Source organism: Halalkalibacter krulwichiae (assembly GCF_002109385.1).
Lineage (GTDB): Bacteria > Bacillota > Bacilli > Bacillales > Bacillaceae_D > Halalkalibacter > Halalkalibacter krulwichiae.
In genome coordinates this window covers 3,684,442-3,703,911 of the sequence record NZ_CP020814.1, presented here as the reverse complement: position 1 = coordinate 3,703,911, position 19,470 = coordinate 3,684,442, and the positions used below count along the sequence as shown (strand labels likewise).

Below are 19,470 nucleotides of genomic sequence, written 5' to 3'. Positions count from 1 at the left end.
AGAAGAAAAAGGTGAGTGAGATGATTGGTTGTCTTTGTTTGCATGGATTTACGGGAGAGCCATGGGAAGTGGAGCCGATCTCAACCTATTTTTTAAATGAAAAGAAATGGCTTGTGTATACGCCGACACTACCGGGTCACGGACCTACAGGCAATTTAAAAGAAGTGACGTATCAGGAATGGGTGTTAGTCGCAGAAGTAGCAATCAGGGAACTACTAAAGCGGTGTGATAAAGTGTATGTGGTTGGGTTTTCGATGGGAGGTATGTTAGCGTCTTATATCGCTGCAAAATACCCTGTAGAAAAATTAGTGCTGTTAAGTGCCGCGGCTTATTATGTGAATCCCCAACAGCTCATCCAAGAATTGAAGGATATCGTACGTCTTCGTTTAAAAGGAGAGCTGGATCATGATGAACATTTCAAGCACTATCACAAAAAAGTCGTTGAAACACCGATGTCAGCCGTTATGCAATTTATGCAGGTCGTGAAAAAGATTAAACCATATGTAAATCGGGTAAAGGTTCCAACGCTTATCTTACAAGGTGAGTTAGATGGCATTGTCCCGAAAAAGAGTGCGCTGTATTTATATCAGAACATTGGTTCAAATAAAAAGGCATTAGCCTTCTTACCAAAGTCAAAACACCTTATTTGTCATGGTTTTGAGAGAGAGTTATTAATTGAAAAAGTCGAATCATTTTTATGTAGAGAGGAAGACGATGTAGATGAAAGTAGTTGCTCCTAAGCCATTTACGTTTGAAGGAGGGAAACGAGCCGTTTTGCTTTTGCACGGTTTTACCGGAACGACGGCAGATGTAAGGATGCTTGGTCGTTATTTGCAGAAACAAGGTTATACTTGCCATGCTCCATTATATAAAGGACATGGCGTACCTCCTGAAGAATTAGTACATACGGGACCTGAAGATTGGTGGGACGATGTCATTTCTGGGTATCAGTATTTAAAAGATGAAGGATATGAAGAGATAGCGGTATGCGGCTTGTCCTTAGGAGGGGTATTCTCACTAAAAATCGGGTACACTCTACCTATAAAGGGAATTGTGCCAATGTGTGCCCCAATGAGGCCTAAGACAGAATCAGCAATTTATGAAGGGGTTCTTGCTTATGCAAAAGGGTATAAAAAGCTAGAACAAAAGCCGGAAGAGCAAATTGAACAAGAGATGAATGCTTTTAAAGAGACACCAATGGGAACATTAAAAGCATTACAACAACTGATAGAGGATGTAAAAGAAAATCTTGATTATATTTACTCGCCAACATTTGTTGTACAAGCCCGTCATGATGAAATGATTGATATCGACAGTGCCAACATCATTCATGACACAGTTGAAGCCGAAGAGAAATCATTAAAATGGTATGAAAATTCAACACATGTCATTACATTAGGAAAAGAGAAAGAACAGCTTCATGAAGATGTCTATCAGTTTTTGGAAAAACTCGATTGGTCAGTTTAGCCAAACATCTCATAGAGAGAAGCTGTTTGAACGAAAGGAGTTTATCAATTGAACGAAGAACAAATACAACAATTATTAAGTCACTTTCGCGAAACGGCGGAAAAGCCTCTTTCTATTACAGAGATTGAAGAAGCGTTTAACATTCAAGGAAGCGACGAGTTTAAAGAATTAGTGAAATCATTAAATGAACTGGAGAATAGAGGGTTAATTGTTCGAACAAGAACGGATCGCTATGGCATTCCAGAAAAAATGAACCTTGTACGTGGGCGAGTTCAAGGTCATGCTAAAGGATTTGCATTCATCCTTCCTGAAGTAGAGGGCATGGATGATGTCTATGTAACGAGTGGCGATTTAAACAGTGCCATGAATGGCGATACCGTACTAGTTCGTTTAAATCAAAAGTCATCAGGTACAAGACCTGAGGGACAAGTCATTCGAATACTAGAACGGGGAACGTCAGAGGTTGTCGGAACCTATTCGGATCAAGGTTCGTATGGATTTGTCGTTGCGGATGATAAGCGAATTGCCAATGACATATTCATTCCAAAGGATAACGCCGGAGGAGCGATTGATGGTCATAAAGTTGTTGTCAAAATCATCAAGTACCCGGAAGGACGCATGAGTGCGGAAGGACAAGTAATTAAAGTACTTGGTCATAAAAACGATCCAGGTATGGATATTCTTTCAATTATCTATAAGCATGGTATTCCGACTGAGTTCCCAGAAGAGGTAATTAACCATGCGAACTCAGTTCCAGAGACGATTGATCCAGATGATACAAAGGGCCGACGAGACTTACGCGATGAAACGATAGTAACCATTGATGGTGCAGATGCGAAAGATTTGGATGACGCTGTACATGTTAGACGTCTTGACAATGGCAACTATTTGCTAGGTGTTTCCATTGCTGATGTCAGTCATTATGTCAAAGAGGGATCACCTATAGACAAGGAAGCAGCTGATCGTGCGACAAGTGTTTATTTGGTAGACCGAGTCATCCCAATGATTCCACATCGTCTTTCTAATGGGATTTGTAGCTTAAATCCACAAGTTGATCGCCTAACGCTCACATGTGAAATGGAAATCGATACAAACGGGCAAGTTGTTGGTCATGAGATTTTCGAAAGTGTCATTAAAACGACAGAGCGTATGACCTATGCCGATGTAAATAAAATCTTAGTTGATCAAGATGAAGAGACGCGAAGTCGCTACGAAGCGCTTGTGCCGTTTTTTGAAGAAATGGAACAATTAGCGGCCATTCTTCGTAAAAAGCGTTTTGACCGTGGAGCGATTGATTTTGACTTCAAAGAAGCAAAGGTATTGGTTGATGAGGAAGGAAAGCCAACCGATGTCGTTCTTCGCACACGTTCTGTTGCAGAGAAATTAATTGAGGAATTTATGTTAGCTGCCAATGAAACGGTAGCAGAACATTTCCACTGGCTTAAGCTTCCGTTTGTGTACCGCATTCATGAAGATCCAGATGCGGAGAAACTAGGAAAATTCCTTGAGTTTATTACAAACTTCGGTTATGTCGTGCGAGGAAATGCGAACACAGTACATCCGCGTGCGTTGCAAAAACTGCTTGAAGAAATAAAAGGAGAGCCAGAAGAAACAGTTATTAGTACTGTAATGCTTCGCTCGATGCAGCAAGCAAAATACGATACAAATAGTCTTGGTCACTTTGGCTTATCAACTGAATATTATACTCATTTTACTTCACCAATCAGACGTTATCCTGACTTGCTTGTTCATAGGTTGATCCGTGAATATATCGTAAAAGGCAATGTTGATGAAGCAACACAGGAACGAATGAATGCAATTCTACCAGAGCTGACACGTCATGCTTCTGAAATGGAAAGACGTGCGGTTGAAGCGGAGCGCGATACCGATAGTGTGAAAAAAGCTCAGTATATGGAAGATAAAATTGGCGAAACATTTACAGGTATGATTAGCGGTGTAACCAATTTTGGAATGTTCGTTGAACTTGAAAACACAATCGAAGGACTTGTTCATGTTAGTTATTTAACCGATGATTACTATCATTATGATGAAAAGCATTATGCGATGATCGGTGAGCGAACAGGGAAGACATTTAGAATTGGTGATGAAATTGAAGTGAAAGTGACAAATGTTAATGTCGATGAAGCTTCGATTGACTTTGAAGTCGTTGGTATGAAGCCGCGAGAACGCCGCGAAGCACGAGATCGTCCAAAAGTGATTGTTGGCGGGAAGCGTGAAAGCCGAGGTGGCGGACGTAATGGAACTGGCGCTAAAGGCCGTAATGGTGGAAAGGGCCGAGGCAAGGACGGAGCTAAAGGCAGAGGGAAAGAAGGCGCTGCTGGAGCCAAAGCTGAGAAATCAGGTGGACGTAAAAAGAAGAAGTTTTATGAGAATGCTCCGAGTGTTAAGCGAAAAAAAGGGAAAAAGCGTCGGAAGTAATTCAGCTCAGATAGGAAAATCAGGAACCCTGAAAGAAGCCGCTGAAAAAAGTCAAACATTTACTTTTTCAGTGGCTTTCCTTTTTCTGTGCCTTCTTACGTTTTTATTCTTTATAGAAGAAAAGCAAGATCAAATTGACGGCATTCTTTCAAATTTGCTATCATAAAAGAAATGTCATGAAGCAAAAGGGTGTAGCAAATGGCGGTAAAAGACAAAGATCGTAACGTGGTCGCTCAAAATAAGAGAGCCACACATGATTATTTTATTGAAGAAACGTATGAAGCAGGAATCGTGTTAAAAGGTACGGAAATCAAATCAATGCGTGCGGGTCGCATGAACTTAAAAGATTCGTTTGCGCGTATCGTCAATGGAGAAGTTTATCTTCATAACGCACACATTAGTGAGTACGAGCAAGGTAATCGTTATAACCATGAACCAACACGTGCAAGAAAGCTTCTTCTCCATAAAAAGCAAATTAACGAATTAATAGGGCAGACACAGCAAAAAGGATATTCACTCGTTCCATTAAAAGTGTATATAAAAAATGGGTTTGCGAAAGTTTTAATTGGGCTTGCAAAAGGAAAGAAGAATTATGATAAGCGTGAAACTTTGAAACGTAAAGATGCAAAGCGTGAAGTTGAACGTGCAATGAAAGATCGTATGAAGGGCTAAATGTCTGGATTGGTACTTCTGGTAGAGAATTACCAGTTGTATTCAAAAATGAGTATGCTATAATAAAAGCACAGAGCGAGAGAGACATCATCTTAAGTTCTGTGCAACTATGTTTAGTAAGCCGCTTAGCAAAGAGGGAAGCCTCCTAGCTAGCTTTTAACTGGGGGACGTTTTGGATTCGACAGGGATAGGTCGTGCTTACGTGGCGAGTCGAGGGGGTCGGCCTCGTTAAAACGCCAAAGCCATTAACTGGCAAAGAAAACAACAACTTCGCAGTAGCAGCTTAATAGCACTCTGCGGTTCCACCCTCCATCGCCCATGTGGTAGGATCTGGGACTCACTCTTAGTGGGCTACGCCGGTTACCCTCCGTCTGAGGGTGAAGGAAGAGAATAATCAGACTAGCCTCATGGAAGCCTGTCATTGGGCCGAAGTGTTGGCGAAATGCTAATACAGTGACTACGCTCGTAGAAGCGTAAGTGTCGTTATTTCTGGACGTGGGTTCGATTATGGAAATAGTCGCCTCATGTGGTGACACATGAGTGATAACTTGGCTTTATCGATGAAGCCTACGTCATCCGATAAGGATGATAAGGTAATATCGAGCGGTATGTGGAGTAATCCAACAGCCGTGTATCGACTCATAGGCTGCCTGTATGGTAGTACTAGGATGGAGCATTTAGTCATACACAAATTTATGTGCTTCATAACACGCCAAGGGACTTAATAGTTAATTAAGTTCAAGATATAGTCAGTGCCAATGCGAAAGCTTGGAATTACATGTCCCACCGTCTCCACCAAAACCATACCGTCAACCGCATGACCGCATAGGTCATGCGGTTGTTTGTTATTAAGTGATCGAAAGAAAATTTTCTTCGAATTTCTTTTTGCGTTCATATGCAAAAGAGGAGTATTTTCCATTCCGAGGAGTGATTTTATCATAAAATTGTAGTATTAACTCGGCACGTTCTTTTTTCGGCGTAATTCTAAGGAAAGGTAGGGTTGCCTCTAGCAAAAAGAAAACAGCTTGTTTCTTTTTAATTGTTAATACATATGAATCTTTATGTGTGCCGGGCTTGTAATTTTTCTTTGTAGTTATGTACCCTCCTATTAAATTTTGAATGTAATCCAGCAATTCTTTATCTGTACTAGCAATTGAAATAATAGGTCTGCGGTTTCCTGTTTTATTCATTTTTGTTAAAGTGATAGTTCCTTCTCCATCAATTATACCGGCTAAATAAGCTGCTTCAGAGATTGATAACATTCCTTCTGCTCCTTTTGAAATAGATTCAGTGTATAAGTTGGAGTTTAACTGATTTATTCTATTAAGATACATATTTTGTAAGGTTTCCTACCACTGATTATAAAGCTTCATCTTCAGTGGATACATTTAAGCACAGTCTTTTTCCAATATCTCACCCTTTATTCACATTCCATTCACATATCTATGCTATAACTAAACAAACAATAAAGAAAGCGATCAGCTTTTGCGGTAATAGAGTAGGGGGACGCTTGTATGAAAAAGGCGCTAAAGGTCCTAATGGTTGAAGATGACCCAAATATTTGTGAGCTCGTTCAGCTCTATGTAGAAAAAGAAGGATATCAATTTATAACTCGTTATCAAGGAGAGAAAGGAATGGAAGCGTATTATGAGGAAGATCCTGACTTTGTCATTCTTGATATTATGCTGCCTGAGGTAAGTGGCTGGGAGATTTGCAAGGAAATTAGAAGGGATAATCCTCTCGTTCCTATCATTATGTTAACGGGGAAAGGAGAAAGTTACGATAAAATTCGCGGCTTAGAACTAGGCGCTGATGATTATGTCGTTAAGCCTTTTGATCCGAATGAATTAATCGCGAGAATGAAGGCAGTTATGCGTCGTGCGAATCTTTTAGACGCTACAAAGGAGAAAATTGAATTGAACTCACTCACGATTGATATGAAACAATACAAAGTATATCTTGATGGGAGGAAGTCGTGATGCCCCAAAGGAACTTGAATTGTTGTACTTCTTTGCTTCTAATCGAAATCAAGTGTTTACAAGGCAGCAGCTGTTAGATCATATTTGGGGCTATGATTTTGATGGAGATTCCAGGACGATTGATGTTCATGTGAAAAGAATTCGTGAAAAGCTAAATACTGATTCTCTTAAATGGTCTTTGAAAACGATTAGAGGGGTGGGGTATAAATTTGAAGAATGTCCTAACAGATAATGGGAATGGGATATTTATAAAGTTATTTCTAACTTATCTTCTCATCTTGTTCCTGTCCTTCTTTTTGTTTAGTTCAATTTTTCTTTATCTGTTTCATCTAAATCTGTATGACGACTATGATGAAACATTTTCGCATTATCAGGAACAACTCCAAGAACAACTGAGGCTTGCTGAGGAATCCGAATGGGAAAATGAGCTTTTCCTCTCTGCTTTACGTTTGAGTTTAACGCAAGAGAAAAGCAGTATTTTCATTTATGATGAAAGCGGACAGTTATTGTTAGAACCTGAAAAGCCAGAAGTTCCAGAAGTGACGTTAGACGAGGGGATAATACAGTCGGTTCTAAAAGGAGAACAATTTGCTGAAGGATCGAGAATCGACCGTCATTTTGTTTACGCCATTTCAAAACCGATTCATCTAAGTCTTGAACACGAAAAGGAATATGCAATGGTGATGTTTTTCTATGAACTTGATCATCAATATAAGCAAGTGCTTTTTATGATTTTTTTCACGTTTTCGATTACGATTTCGTGCTCCGCCCTTATTCTTTTTGTGATTTCACGTAAAATTACAGCACCGCTTCGAGATATGAATCGTGTTGCTTTGCAACTTGCTAAAGGAGAGTTTTCACAAAAAGTGTCTGTGACTTCAAAAGATGAAATTGGACAACTTGGTCAAACGTTTAATTATATGGCAAAAGAACTTGAGGGCCTTGAACAAATGCGCAGAGACTTTATCTCAAGCGTCTCACATGATTTGCGCTCACCGCTTACGTCCATTAAAGGTTTCTTAGTTGCCTTATTAGATGGGACGATTCCCAATGAGCGAAAGCCACATTATTATACGATTATGAAAAGTGAGACCGAGCGCTTGATTAAGCTCGTAAATGATTTACTTGAAATGTCGCAACTTGAGTCTGGACATATTACGCTAAAACGTTCGACTTATAATATAAGTGAGCAAATAAGGTTACTTATTGCCAAGTTGGAGCCGCAAGTGATCAAACATAATGTGGAGGTGGAGTTACTTTCACCAGAAAATGATGTAAGTGTCTTTGCTGATGCGAACCGGATTGAGCAAGTGATGATGAATTTAATAGAGAATGCTATTCACTTTTCACATCCTGCTAGTAAGGTAATCGTACGATTGAAGCAAGTAGATCAGAACCTCATGATTAGCATTGAAGATTGCGGTGAAGGCATTAAACCTGAAGAACTTCCGTTAATTTGGGAACGGTTTTTTAAATCAGATCAAGCGAGAACGAAAAAGGTCGGCACAGGCATTGGTCTAGCGATCGTTAAAACGATTATTGACTTACATGAAACAACGATCGATGTAAAAAGTACACTTGGAGAAGGATCTGTGTTTACATTTACACTACCGATGTCACGACAATAATATGGGGCTGGCTCAAAAGTCCGAATCAGAGGTGGCGTCTAGAAAGGTAAAATAAACCTTTTGAGACGCCACCTTACTTGTTCATCTTATGTTCATATTGAGGTAGTACTATTTTGTTTGCAAGCTAGAGAATGAAAAATGAAGGAAGAGGATAAAAATGAAAAACATAGCTACATTTGTTTCAAATCGAAAGTGGGTCTGGTTGATCTTGCTTGTATGGGTGGCCGTTGCGGGGGCACTAAGTGCTGCGCCACCAGCAAATGACTACAAGGTTAATACAGGTGAAAACGACTTGCCGAAAGAAGCCCAGTCTGTCATTGCCAGTGAAAAGGTAAATGAGTATTTTCCGGAAGACACTGGATTTCTTGCGCTGTTAGTGTTTCATAATGAAAATGGTTGGAGTGAGGAAAATTTCGCTGAAATTGATCAAGTCAGCCAATGGATTGAAGAAGAATTTGCTTTAGAGACGATTGAGTCTACGGTACCGTTTCATCATTTTCCTGTGCCTGTAAAAGAACAATTCCGCTCTGAAGATCAATCAACGCTAGTCTTACCAGTCTTGCTGTTTGACAGCCTTGAAATGTCTGATGTAAATGAGACTGTTGTGGACATTGAGGACTTTAGTGAAACGGTATTAGAAAGTGGGACTTTGATGATTACAGGTCCTGCTGGAATTGCATCAGATACGATTGCGATTTTTTCCAACGCGGATTTAGTGTTGTTGTTTTCGACGATTGTATTAGTACTTCTTTTGTTAATTGTGATATATCGGTCACCATTGCTTGCGGTTATTCCACTCGTTGCTGTGGCTTTAGTCTATCAAGTGGTTGATCGAGTTTTAGGAATCTTTGCTGCAAATGGTGTATTCGAAATTGAAGCACAATCGCTTTCGATTGTTATGATTCTATTATTTGGTGCAACAACTGATTATAGTTTATTTGTTTTCTCTAGGTTTAGAGAAGAATTACGAAAACGTGACAATAAACACGAAGCGATGGAAGAAGCTGTTAAAGAAGTAGCTGAACCGATCTTTTTTAGTGGTGGAACGGTTTTTGCAGCCATGTTAGTATTGTTACTAGCGAAATATGGACCTTATCAAAATTTTGCTCCGGTGTTTGCGATCACGATTGCAATCGTCTTAGTAGCAGGTCTGACGTTAATCCCAGCCTTGTTTACGTTGGTTGGCCGTCGTTCGTTTTGGCCGTTTATTCCTAAAGTCGGCGAGAAAACAATCGAAAAGAATCGTTTTTGGAGTGCAATAGGCAGATTTGTAACCAAAAAGCCTTTGCTTGCAGGTGGTCTAGTTATCGTCTTCTTACTCGTGAATGCTTTGAATCTAACAAACGCTCAGTATTCGTTTAACATCATTCAATCATTCCCAGAGGATATGAAGTCTCGAATTGGATTTGAGCAATTAGAAGAAGCGTTTCCGGCTGGGGAATTAGCCCCTGTGACAATTTTAATCGAGAAAGAAACAGGTTTTACTTTTTCAGAAGAAGAATTAACGGTGTTAGATCAACTCAATCGTCAGCTCATTGATCTAGAAGGAGTTAACTCGACGACAATGCCAGAAGTTGAGGAATTAAGAGTCGATGGGGACATGGAGCTTCGGTTATAAATGAATCGGGACAAGCAATCAAGTATGATATGATCCTTTCAATGAATCCTTATGATCAAGCAGCTTTGGATCTTGTTGATCACTTAATTGAGTCAAAAGAAAAACTGCTTTCAAGTAGTGGGTTAAACTCGGATGAGTATCAACTTTACTTCAGTGGTGAAACAGCTAATTCAGCTGATATCCGGGCTGTTAGTAATCGAGATACGACATTAGTTGTTCTGTTCGTAACGCTCGTTATTTTTGCGATGTTGATTTTCCATACTCGTTCCTTAATCGCACCGATTTACATGATGGCAACGATCTTGCTCTCGTACGCTTCAGCACTTGGCCTAAGTTGGTTCTTCTTTGAAAACGTATTTGGGTACGACGGGATGAGCTATCTAATTCCTCTATACGCGTTTGTGTTCCTCGTGGCTCTTGGTGTCGACTATAACATCATGCTTATTTCACGAATTCGTGAGGAGAACCGGACCTTTGCCATTAAGGAAGCGGTCTATCGTGGAGTGGCATTAACGGGTGGCGTAATTTCATCAGCTGGTCTAATCCTAGCAGCTACGTTTGGTGTATTAATGACACAACCAATCTTAGAATTATTTATGTTCGGCTTTATCGTCTCAATTGGTATTCTCCTAGATGCGTTTGTTATTCGGGGAATGCTCGTACCAGCAATTGTAACCCTTCTAAAACAATGGAATTGGTGGCCGCAAAAGAAAATTAGTCTTCAAAAAAATGAGGTGTCAGAAAATGAATAGAACAAAAATCTTGCTTCGCTTTTCAGCAATTTATGCCGTAATAGGTATTTTTATCGGATCTCATATGGCGGGAGCTGGCTCGTATTTATTCCGTGCCATCCATGCTCATATTTTGCTTGTAGGTTGGCTTTCTTTATTTGCATTTGCAGCGTTTTACGCCCTTTTCTCCATTCCGAAAACTTCAAGACTAGCAAACTATCATGTGTGGACAGCCTTAATCGGAAGTTTTGGTCTTACGTTTGGAATGTGGATGCATTACTTCCAGCCAGCATGGGCGCCTGAAACGTTTAGTCTGATTTTTTATATTGTCGGTGGAAGCATTTTAATGGCGAGCTTTATGCTTTTTGCTGTGATGACCTTTGTGTTTGGACCAAAAATTACCGATAAAGAATAAAGGATTTTATATGAGAATCGCTATGACTACTTTAGGTCGTAGCGGTTTTTTGGTTTAAAATGTGAGTATATGAATACGGGCAGTGTGATAAACTAGGTTCATTGATTCGCAGAAAGCGAGCAAAGGAGTCATGTATGAAAAAATGGACGAAACTCATTGTTCTTTATTGGTTGCCCGTCTTTTTTGTGGCGGCGGTGATTTTCACTGCTTCTTCGCAACCTTATGAACAGCAAGATATTAGGCCTTACTTAAGTCAGGTTACAGATATAGATAAGATAAAAGAGATGTATCAGCAATTGAGGTTAGAACATGTTCAGCATCGACTATATGTTGAAGAAAATGGGTTTAAACAGACGCTCACCATTATCGTTGAAAAATGGAAATGGCTAGTTGGGCTAGCGCTTGTTTTAATGGTAATCTGCGTTGGATTTGTTTCACTGTTATCGTTTTATTATATACGGAAGAAAGGCTATAAACGCTTCTTTAAAGTCTTAGCGGTAATGACAGTTCTATTCGTTGTTTCCACAACTCTAATGTTCACAGGGATCCTTTTTGCTTTTAGGCTTGAGGAAGGATTGCTCTTTTTAAAAGAACGTCTAATGGGAGAAAGAGTACGTGAGGTCGTATCAGGAATCGAATTTACGTACGCAGGAAATATAGTAAGTGTTGAGCGATCAGGGCTAGAAGGATTCATTGAATTTTTATTAAGAAAGGCAGCTCATTTTAGTCTCTTTTTCGTACTTGGCTTTCTTATGTACCGTGCTTTAATCGCGTGTGGTTTTAGACGAGCTACTAGTTACATCGGATCACTTATATTTGTCTTAATGTATGCGATATCTGATGAAGTCCACCAAGCATTCACACCAAATCGTTCTCCATTAGTAGAAGATGTGCTTTTAGATTTCTCTGGTGGACTAACAGGTGTGACCTTAGCCTTTGTGTTATTTTTCAAGACAAAAAAGAACAAACGCAGAAAGGTTGAGCGTGTGAACCGCAGATACGTAGGCTAACACGTCCACCAGAAGGGGAAATCTATTCCCATAGTGCAGTTTAGTAGGCATGAATTCGGTATGGAACCGGACTCATGCTTTTTTTGTTTGTCTAAGACCTTTTTCGCTTACGAACATGCAATTTGATTAGAAAGTACTACAAATCTCGATGTTTTTATACTTTTGACCTATAGGGGTTAATTCCTTTTTATAGAAAGTGTCGAAATTTGGCGTAAAAAAAGGAAGATGCACACATTCTAATTTTTTCCAATTTATTAATCTCTCGATTCAGGGATGCTTGTCAAAGCTTCGTGTAATACCGTTTATAAGCAAAAAAACGTCAAAAACTTCTACTTTTTTACAAGAAAATACAAAGAGACTTTCCTCCTGTTTTTATCTAGTTTGTCATATTAATAGAACATATTAAAGAGTAATTAGTAAAAATTGGTCGGTACTATTGACCCTGCTGTATTTTGGGGACAATTGTTTTAATCATGAATTCATGTAAATATAAGTATGTTCATTTTTGCTTGAAACGATTTTAGTTTGAAATAAGGTGTGAAACTTGCTTATTAATCGATCTGTAACAGACAAAAGAATTGCTCAAAATGTAATAGAAGCACAGACATCGTTCTCAAGATTCATTGGTTTAATGGGCAAAAAGAACTTCCCGAATAGGGCAATGATTATTCAACCATGTAATCAAATTCATACTTGGTTTATGAGGATGCCGATCGATGTTTTGTTTGTAAACGACCATCATCAAGTCGTCTATAAAATAGTCAATCTTTCCCCATGGAGGGTGTCGCCTAAAGTAGCTGAAGCACTCTATGTCGTGGAAGCTGAAGCGGGAAAATTTTCAAACGATGTGATTCGAATAGGCGATTATATCGAATGGGTGAAAGAGGAGATGGAACGATGACGACCTTTGTCGACCAAAGGCCATTTAAGAAGATTAGCTATTATGCTATTTGTAGCTTATTGGCTGTTTTTGTTATGTTCTTAATTTCATATGTACATATAATCAGTACAAGCTTACTGACTGAAATTACCTTCATAAATAATCGTGTTGGATTGTTTGTTTCCTCTCTTTTCTACTTAATGATTTCAACTAGTTTATACGGACTCACAATTATGCTTTATCAGAAGATGAACGGTGTATTCATTAGTGGAATGTATATAACCGTACTTCTAACAACGTCTATGCTGTACGCTCTATTTGTCTCGATTGGCTTTTTCTTTTTTCTAATACCTGGCGTTATTCTGATGATTGTTTTTGCTTTTTATCCTTTTGTTGTGATAAAAGATGGGAAATCAAACGGACAAGCATTGAGAGAAAGTGCCTCTATCGTGAAAACAGTCTGGTTCCGTCTGGCAAGTCTAACGTTTTTCTTTTATTTATTATACATCTTACTGGCGACATGTTTCGTTTACGTACCATTTATTGATGAAATGCTGGCACAGGTTACGGCGGCCTCGCTTTTAGTTCCTTTCGAGGCGTTTGCTTATTATTTTATGTATCAAAAAGGAAAAATGAAAAAGATTGGAGGTGAACGACGTGATTAAGGAAGAACATGTGATGCCGCAATCATTAAATGATCTGTTAAATAGTGGATTGAAACTCGGTGTTTCGCTTTTAAAAAAACTTTCGATCTTCTTCTATGTTATGGTTTTGGTCTATTTTTTTCTGTTGCATTTTGTTAGCAGTCTTTTTATGGAAGGATCGCAATTATCAACTGTTTTTATGAGTTTTGCTTCTATCTCGTTTTCACTGGCTGCTACAGCTTATCTAATGTATTTTATGATGGTTACAGATGAGCACTCAAAGAAGGACCAACGAAAACTGGTTCGCAGAGCTTTCAACAAGCTTATTCCTTCATTGATTATCGGAGGGACTTTGATCTTTGTGTTATCAACCCTAGGCTCAATGCTCTTTATTCTTCCTGGTATTATTCTATTTATTTATTTTTTGTTTTTCCCTCAAGTGATGGCACTTGAAGAAAAAAAGCAAGTTTTCAAAGCTTTAAAGCGTAGTGTACGAATCGTAAGAGGCTCGTTTTTCGTTGTTGCTGGTGTTTATTGTCTGTTTTTAGCTGTTCAAGCTATTACGGCGATCATGATTGCTTTTTTAATCGAAAGTAGTTCTTTTTATGTCACAGCATTTATTTCAAGTTTTGTACATATTTCATTGATTCCATTTCAAGCAGCTGTGTTAAATCTGCTTTATTTAGAACGAAGATCTGAAAGAGAAGCATTTGATTATGAAGTTTTTACGTATGAAGCAAAACAAAGGCTCAAAGCATAGCCTTTGTTCGAATTAACAGGAGGATTAGAATGGTTGGCAAAATCAGCTTACGAATCATATTAATCATGTTTAGTGCGTCGATGGTCGCTTTTTTTACTTATCAATTTTTAAATCAACTTCAAGATACGGTTACCGTTATCGTCGCAGCTGAGGATATTCCCGCAAGACAAACGATTGAGGAACACCACATGAAAGAAATTACAGTGGAAGCGAATGCCGCTGGAATGCTAGCAGGCAATCGGATTATGTCGGAAGCCGAGTTAGTTGGTGCGATCACGCTAAAGGATATTCAAGCTGGAGACGTAATGAAATTGGATGAAGAGCTTGTAATTTTTCCAGAGGCACAGCAGCTTTACTTACAGTCAAATGGACAAGTTGATTTGACTGCATTCGTTCCAATGGATAAACGATTAGTAACTGTTGCACTGAAGCCAGATTCTGCTGTCAACAATATCCTCAAGAAGGAAGATTGGGTAGACGTGATTTTTACGGGTCAAACTTTAGAAGGAATTCCCTATTCTGAAATGATTCTTCAACAAGTGGAAGTCTTTGAGTTAGAGAAATTTACTGTTAATGATTTAGAGAAAGAAAATGTTGTACAGCATGTAACATTACTTGTCTCCCCACAAGATGCTGTTGCCCTAACGCACGCGAAACGATTAGGAGAGATAGATCTTATCTTAAATCCTTGGAACGGAGAACGTGAAGAGGTTAACCGAGTGATAATGAGTCAATAGAGTAAGGAGATTAATAGAATGACCACAGAAGTGATAGTGAAAGAGAGTGAAAAGCAGGATGAGATACGAATTCTTGTTTGTGGTGAAGCCGATGAATTTACAAAAAGCCTAAAAGACTATTGTGGAAGTCATTATCCATTTGTAAAAGTAGAAAAAGGATTTCAATCAATTAATGAAATAATAGAATATGCCAGCAAAGAATCTGTTGATATTGCTTTTATTCAGCTCCAGCAATTTATAAATATCGAAAAAGAGCAGGCAGAGCTATCTTCTACGAATCTATCAAAAGTAATTATTATGACGGATCGTTTAGATTTGTTCAAATCAACGATTGTTCTGCAAGAACCGTTTGCTGAATTGATGTATATCCATACTCCGATGCGGGTTTTGACCGAGCGAATGTTGACTTTTGATGCGAAGAAGAAGTTACGCCTTTATACGAATACTCATCCAACGATAAGAAAGCAGGAAAAAGGAAGAAGCGTCCTTATCTACTCAGCAAAAGGCGGGGTAGGCAAGTCAACGATCGCTGTAAATGTAGCGTGTCAATTAGCTAAAAAGGATAAGCGCGTGTTATTAGTTGACTTTGCGACATTTGGAAATATTCAAGTGATGGTGAACTTGCCTCGAAATGTCAGAGGAATGTCTGAAGCAATTGGTGTCCTTGAACAGCCAATGAAGACGGATGAAGAACTTCAAAAGTATTTAGAAGATGGGATTCACACTATGCAAGTACAAGGAAGTCGGCTTGATGTGTTAGCTGCTGCAACTCCGATGAAAATGACAAGTTTAGATTTGGAGAAAACAGATGATCTTGTAGCGGCCATTCAACGGTTAGACTATGACGTGATTTTATTCGACACGTCCTCTGATCTAACAGAAAAAAACATCTCACTCATTAGTTCAGCAACAGACATCATTTACGTCAGTACGACAGATATAGCTGCAAGCTGGTCACTGTTATCAACGATTGATTTAGTAGAAACGTTAAATCGTCCATTGCAAAATCGCTATCTTGTTGTGAACCATTACAACGATTCATTAGGCTTTCCTGTCAATGAACTCGAGTCGATTTTATCGATGAAAGTGGCAGCGGTAATCCCTGATAAATATGAACAAATACAAGGTTATACAAATCGAGGTATTTTACTAGCTGAGAAGCAAAACTTGAAAATTAACCGATCCTATAAGCAGATTGCTCATCTAATTGAACCGGTTTTCACTGAGAAAGAATTAGGAATAAAGAAACGGAAACGTTGGTTAGCTCGTGGAGGTGACCAACGATGAGCATTGAAGAAGCGATCAAGAAAAAGCTTCACGTTAATGAGGAAGAAGAGAATACGTATCGTAATGACTACTTAGAAAATCGAATGGAAGAGCTCAAAAAAAGAGTAAGAGAACATCTTCTAAAAGAAAATAGCAAGAATAAAAAACTCTTGCTCGAAGCAAAGGCTCTTCAAACGGCAATTTGGCATTATCTTGAAAAAGAGTCGGAGAAAGAATTTCGAGATTTGCTTTTAACGAATAAAGAACGGCAAATCTTAGCTGAAGAAATAAGACAGCAAATGATCGGATACGGAATTATTGATCCACTTGTCAAAGACGAAAGCATTACGGAGATTATGATCAATGGTATTCATCAGATCTTTATCGAACAACGTGGGCAGTTAGCCTTAGCGTTAGATGAAGATGGAAACCCGTTAGCGTTTCAAAATGAAACGGAGCTTTTGAATTTAATTGAAAAAATCGTTGCTCCAATCAATCGGAAAATTGATGAAAGTGATCCGATTGTAGATGCGAGACTACCAGATGGTTCTCGTGTCAATATTGTGATTCGTCCAGTTTCGCTTGAAGGGCCAATTGTCACCATTCGTAAATTCCCTGATAACCCTTATACAATGGAACAATTAATTGAATTTGGGGCCATTGATCAACGTGTTGCGAGCCTCTTGCACCGCCTTGTCAATGCGAAATACAACATCGTCATTTCTGGAGGGACTGGTTCTGGGAAGACGACATTCTTAAATGCACTCAGCATGTATATTCCACCGAGAGAACGGATTATTACCGTAGAAGATTCCGCTGAACTAAAGCTTAATCAAATTGTGAACTTAGTTCGTCTTGAAACAAGACCTCCTAATATCGAGAAAAAAGGAGAAATCACAATGAGAGATTTGGTGAAAACGGCGCTTCGGATGCGGCCTGACCGGATTGTCGTTGGGGAGGTGCGCGGCGGTGAGGCGTTAGACATGCTTCAGGCAATGAATACAGGTCATGATGGTTCGTTAACGACCGGTCATGCCAATTCTGCAGCTGATATGTTATCAAGGCTTGAAACGATGGTTTTAATGTCAGGACTTGAACTTCCGATCTCAGCAATTCGCAGACAAATCTCTTCTGCGGTTGAAATTATTGTGCAGTTAGGAAGAATGAGAGACGGTTCGCGGAAAGTACTTCAAATTACGGAAGTGCGTGAGATGGTCAATGGTGAAATTGATTGTGTTGATCTATTTAAATGGAAGATGGATCCACATCTAAGTACAAACAGTTGTTTAGTCGGTCAGCTTGAATCAACGGGAGAAGATCTCATGCAAACAGGGAAATGGGAAGCGGCTGGATATGGTGAATGTGTGTTATCGGATGCATTGGTGGAGGAATGGTCATGAGTTCCTTTGAGTTGTTAATTGGTTTCATGTTTTTTATAACGGTTTTTCTGCTTGCTTTTGTCGATCTCCTCTTTCTCCTTCTTAAAAAGAGATTACCAATGAAACAAGGGATCTCAAGGCAATGGGCGCGAAAAGGTGTGATTCGCGAAAGCAAGGTTGAGACAGCTAGAACAAGGCGTCTAAGCACAAAGACACAAGCTTCTGATTTATACTTATCCGCCTTTGTCGCCGTCTTGCTATTTGCATTCGGGCTTTTGTTTTTCCGTAGCTTTTTCTTTTCGTTGCTGTTTGCTAGTTTAGTCGTCTTCTTTCCAGCTTTTCGCAGAAAGAGATTGGCACACAAAAGAAAAGCTTTGTTTCTTGTTCAATTTAAAGACGGGATGTACTCGATATCAAACTCTTTACGGGCAGGATCTTCATTACAAATTGCGTTAAAACGTTGTGAAGAAGATTTACGTAAGGAGTTGATTACACATCGTGAGAAACCGATGCTTGAGGAGATTGAGCGTATTAACCATGACATCGAATTTGGTATGTCTGTTGATCAGTCGCTTGTGCAATTTAAAGAAGCAATGCAACTAGAAGATGTTACTCAATTTGTCGATGCAATGCTTGTCACACGTTCAAAAGGTGGAAACTTGACACACGTGATTCAAAACACCGCTGAGCGAATTGCAGAAAAGATCTCGATCCAACAAGAAATACAAGTAGCCACTTCTCAAAAGCGTTTAGAAGCTAGCGTATTAACTGTTTTTCCGATTGTGTTAGTTCTGTTAATTATGGTAGCAAATCCTGAATATATGCAACCGATGTATGAAACGTGGTTTGGGAATTTTCTATTATTTTTGGCAGCGGTCATGCTTGTCGCTAATTATGTAATTGGCAAAAAGGTAACGAATATTGATATTTAGGTGATAAACATGGAATGGATGATAGCCTTTTGGTTGTTCGTTTTAATCATTGTTGTATTTTTCCCTGTGAAATCACTGCGGGCGTTAAGTATGCGGAAACGGTTGTTAGCTGCTGAGGAACTTTCTCAAGTTAAGCGTAAAGGGATATTGGAACGCTTTACACCTTATGTTATAAGCTTTTTTACCGCAGTGAATGTTCATATTAGTTATGAAAAAAGGGAACTAATCCAAAGCCGGCTCATTCGAGCGGGCTATGAGGAAAAAATGAGTGTCGACCATTTTATAACGTTTCGAGTCTTAAGTGGAATCGGCACAGCTCTTTACTTTTTATTTCTTGGTCTTATTAGCGAAAATTTACTGTTGATCTTTCTTACTTTTGCAGGACCTGTTATTGGTTATAAAATACCAGATATTTGGTTGAAACAGCGAATTCGCTTGCGACAAGAAAAAATACGTAGAGAACTCCCATACGTTCTAAACTCGATTTCGATTCTTTGTGATGCTGGGATGAATCTATTTGCAGCTATTAAAGAAGTGGTAGAAACGAAAGAAGGGGAATTAGCGACAGAGCTTAAAGAAGTGATGAAAAGTTTTGGAATGGGAACGTCGCAACAAGAAGCACTAGAGCAAATGACACTCCGCTGCCAAGTCGATGAAGTCAGCAGGTTTGTCTCGGCTCTTTCGCAAACGTTAGCACGCGGAAGTTCGGGTGTTACTGCTGTACTGAGACAACAAGCAGCTGAGGTCTGGGAAACAAGAAAGAAACAAGCACAGCAACTAGGAGAGCAGGCATCTATGAAGCTTTTCTTTCCACTCGTATTACTTGCTTTTCCAGCAATGGCAATATTCATTCTAGGACCAGTTGCTATTAATTTATTTCAATTCTTTACTGAGTAGTGACATTGCTGGCTAA

20 protein-coding genes and 1 other RNA gene are annotated in these 19,470 nt (G+C 39.2%); 20 read left to right on the top strand and 1 reads right to left on the bottom strand.

Translation table 11 applies throughout. The features are described from left to right. Positions 1-20: 20 nt before the first annotated feature. The 5 genes from BkAM31D_RS18720 to ssrA all read left to right on the top strand — a co-directional run bounded on the left by BkAM31D_RS18720 (position 21) and on the right by ssrA (position 5,086). Positions 21-740, top strand: coding sequence for an alpha/beta hydrolase (locus BkAM31D_RS18720; protein WP_066156710.1), 720 nt, complete (start codon positions 21-23; stop codon positions 738-740). Next, complete coding sequence (locus tag BkAM31D_RS18715; RefSeq protein WP_066156708.1) at positions 721-1,467, top strand: alpha/beta hydrolase; 747 nt, start codon at positions 721-723, stop codon at positions 1,465-1,467. The genes BkAM31D_RS18720 and BkAM31D_RS18715 overlap by 20 nt, the downstream gene beginning before the upstream one ends. Positions 1,468-1,515: 48 nt before the next feature. Continuing rightward, positions 1,516-3,906 (top strand): ribonuclease R, encoded by a 2,391-nt coding sequence (rnr, locus tag BkAM31D_RS18710; RefSeq protein ID WP_066156706.1) that lies wholly within the window; start codon positions 1,516-1,518, stop codon positions 3,904-3,906. Positions 3,907-4,104: 198 nt separating this feature from the next. Next, positions 4,105-4,578, top strand: coding sequence for an SsrA-binding protein SmpB (smpB, locus tag BkAM31D_RS18700; RefSeq protein ID WP_066156701.1), 474 nt, complete (start codon positions 4,105-4,107; stop codon positions 4,576-4,578). A gap of 171 nt (positions 4,579-4,749) precedes the next feature. Then, positions 4,750-5,086: a transfer-messenger RNA gene (gene ssrA / locus BkAM31D_RS18695) on the top strand. A gap of 340 nt (positions 5,087-5,426) precedes the next feature. Here ssrA and BkAM31D_RS18690 read toward each other — a convergent pair. Then, positions 5,427-5,840 (bottom strand): LAGLIDADG family homing endonuclease, encoded by a 414-nt coding sequence (locus BkAM31D_RS18690; protein ID WP_066156698.1) that lies wholly within the window; start codon positions 5,838-5,840, stop codon positions 5,427-5,429. A 252-nt stretch (positions 5,841-6,092) separates the two neighbouring features. Between BkAM31D_RS18690 and BkAM31D_RS18685 the strand changes: the two genes are divergently transcribed. From BkAM31D_RS18685 to BkAM31D_RS18625, 15 genes are all read left to right on the top strand, one after another. Then, complete coding sequence (locus BkAM31D_RS18685; RefSeq protein ID WP_257391594.1) at positions 6,093-6,557, top strand: response regulator transcription factor; 465 nt, start codon at positions 6,093-6,095, stop codon at positions 6,555-6,557. Then, positions 6,541-6,789: a winged helix-turn-helix domain-containing protein gene (locus tag BkAM31D_RS24510; protein ID WP_257391593.1), complete on the top strand. Its 249-nt coding sequence runs from the start codon at positions 6,541-6,543 to the stop codon at positions 6,787-6,789. The genes BkAM31D_RS18685 and BkAM31D_RS24510 overlap by 17 nt, the downstream gene beginning before the upstream one ends. After that, positions 6,767-8,185, top strand: coding sequence for a HAMP domain-containing sensor histidine kinase (locus BkAM31D_RS18680; RefSeq protein ID WP_066156692.1), 1,419 nt, complete (start codon positions 6,767-6,769; stop codon positions 8,183-8,185). Before BkAM31D_RS24510 ends, BkAM31D_RS18680 begins: the two co-directional genes overlap by 23 nt. Before the next feature lie 157 nt (positions 8,186-8,342). Further along, positions 8,343-9,803, top strand: coding sequence for an MMPL family transporter (locus BkAM31D_RS18675; protein WP_257391592.1), 1,461 nt, complete (start codon positions 8,343-8,345; stop codon positions 9,801-9,803). Between the two features lie 41 nt (positions 9,804-9,844). Further along, on the top strand, positions 9,845-10,555 hold the full coding sequence (locus tag BkAM31D_RS24505; protein WP_257391591.1) for an MMPL family transporter: 711 nt from the start codon (positions 9,845-9,847) through the stop codon (positions 10,553-10,555). After that, on the top strand, positions 10,548-10,949 hold the full coding sequence (locus tag BkAM31D_RS18670; RefSeq protein WP_066156686.1) for a hypothetical protein: 402 nt from the start codon (positions 10,548-10,550) through the stop codon (positions 10,947-10,949). The genes BkAM31D_RS24505 and BkAM31D_RS18670 overlap by 8 nt, the downstream gene beginning before the upstream one ends. Before the next feature lie 134 nt (positions 10,950-11,083). Next, positions 11,084-11,959: a VanZ family protein gene (locus BkAM31D_RS18665; RefSeq protein ID WP_066156682.1), complete on the top strand. Its 876-nt coding sequence runs from the start codon at positions 11,084-11,086 to the stop codon at positions 11,957-11,959. Positions 11,960-12,503: 544 nt separating this feature from the next. Beyond that, on the top strand, positions 12,504-12,860 hold the full coding sequence (locus BkAM31D_RS18660) for a DUF192 domain-containing protein (RefSeq protein WP_066156680.1): 357 nt from the start codon (positions 12,504-12,506) through the stop codon (positions 12,858-12,860). After that, positions 12,857-13,504, top strand: coding sequence for a hypothetical protein (locus BkAM31D_RS18655; RefSeq protein ID WP_066156678.1), 648 nt, complete (start codon positions 12,857-12,859; stop codon positions 13,502-13,504). The genes BkAM31D_RS18660 and BkAM31D_RS18655 overlap by 4 nt, the downstream gene beginning before the upstream one ends. After that, positions 13,497-14,243: a YciC family protein gene (locus BkAM31D_RS18650; protein WP_066156676.1), complete on the top strand. Its 747-nt coding sequence runs from the start codon at positions 13,497-13,499 to the stop codon at positions 14,241-14,243. The genes BkAM31D_RS18655 and BkAM31D_RS18650 overlap by 8 nt, the downstream gene beginning before the upstream one ends. A 29-nt stretch (positions 14,244-14,272) precedes the next feature. Continuing rightward, complete coding sequence (gene cpaB, locus BkAM31D_RS18645) at positions 14,273-14,980, top strand: Flp pilus assembly protein CpaB (RefSeq protein WP_066156673.1); 708 nt, start codon at positions 14,273-14,275, stop codon at positions 14,978-14,980. A gap of 18 nt (positions 14,981-14,998) precedes the next feature. Beyond that, positions 14,999-16,267, top strand: coding sequence for a CpaE/TadZ family protein (locus BkAM31D_RS18640; RefSeq protein ID WP_066156667.1), 1,269 nt, complete (start codon positions 14,999-15,001; stop codon positions 16,265-16,267). After that, positions 16,264-17,646, top strand: a complete 1,383-nt coding sequence (locus BkAM31D_RS18635; protein ID WP_066156665.1) for a TadA family conjugal transfer-associated ATPase — start codon at positions 16,264-16,266, stop codon at positions 17,644-17,646. The genes BkAM31D_RS18640 and BkAM31D_RS18635 overlap by 4 nt, the downstream gene beginning before the upstream one ends. Next, entirely contained in the window at positions 17,643-18,557 is a 915-nt protein-coding gene (locus tag BkAM31D_RS18630; protein WP_066156662.1) for a type II secretion system F family protein, read from the top strand. Before BkAM31D_RS18635 ends, BkAM31D_RS18630 begins: the two co-directional genes overlap by 4 nt. A 9-nt stretch (positions 18,558-18,566) precedes the next feature. Further along, positions 18,567-19,454, top strand: a complete 888-nt coding sequence (locus BkAM31D_RS18625) for a type II secretion system F family protein (protein WP_066156659.1) — start codon at positions 18,567-18,569, stop codon at positions 19,452-19,454. Positions 19,455-19,470 lie beyond the last annotated feature (16 nt).

Coding starts and splice junctions, on each gene's coding strand:
- BkAM31D_RS18635 (WP_066156665.1), top strand. CDS start 16,264: ATGAGCATTGAAGAAGCGATCAAGAAAAAGCTTCACGTTAATGAGGAA.
- BkAM31D_RS18690 (WP_066156698.1), bottom strand. CDS start 5,840: ATGTTATCAATCTCTGAAGCAGCTTATTTAGCCGGTATAATTGATGGA.
- BkAM31D_RS18670 (WP_066156686.1), top strand. CDS start 10,548: ATGAATAGAACAAAAATCTTGCTTCGCTTTTCAGCAATTTATGCCGTA.
- BkAM31D_RS18665 (WP_066156682.1), top strand. CDS start 11,084: ATGAAAAAATGGACGAAACTCATTGTTCTTTATTGGTTGCCCGTCTTT.
- BkAM31D_RS18720 (WP_066156710.1), top strand. CDS start 21: ATGATTGGTTGTCTTTGTTTGCATGGATTTACGGGAGAGCCATGGGAA.
- cpaB (WP_066156673.1), top strand. CDS start 14,273: ATGGTTGGCAAAATCAGCTTACGAATCATATTAATCATGTTTAGTGCG.
- BkAM31D_RS18685 (WP_257391594.1), top strand. CDS start 6,093: ATGAAAAAGGCGCTAAAGGTCCTAATGGTTGAAGATGACCCAAATATT.
- BkAM31D_RS18625 (WP_066156659.1), top strand. CDS start 18,567: ATGGAATGGATGATAGCCTTTTGGTTGTTCGTTTTAATCATTGTTGTA.
- BkAM31D_RS18715 (WP_066156708.1), top strand. CDS start 721: ATGAAAGTAGTTGCTCCTAAGCCATTTACGTTTGAAGGAGGGAAACGA.
- BkAM31D_RS18640 (WP_066156667.1), top strand. CDS start 14,999: ATGACCACAGAAGTGATAGTGAAAGAGAGTGAAAAGCAGGATGAGATA.
- BkAM31D_RS24505 (WP_257391591.1), top strand. CDS start 9,845: ATGAATCCTTATGATCAAGCAGCTTTGGATCTTGTTGATCACTTAATT.
- BkAM31D_RS18655 (WP_066156678.1), top strand. CDS start 12,857: ATGACGACCTTTGTCGACCAAAGGCCATTTAAGAAGATTAGCTATTAT.
- smpB (WP_066156701.1), top strand. CDS start 4,105: ATGGCGGTAAAAGACAAAGATCGTAACGTGGTCGCTCAAAATAAGAGA.
- BkAM31D_RS24510 (WP_257391593.1), top strand. CDS start 6,541: ATGGGAGGAAGTCGTGATGCCCCAAAGGAACTTGAATTGTTGTACTTC.
- BkAM31D_RS18675 (WP_257391592.1), top strand. CDS start 8,343: ATGAAAAACATAGCTACATTTGTTTCAAATCGAAAGTGGGTCTGGTTG.
- BkAM31D_RS18630 (WP_066156662.1), top strand. CDS start 17,643: ATGAGTTCCTTTGAGTTGTTAATTGGTTTCATGTTTTTTATAACGGTT.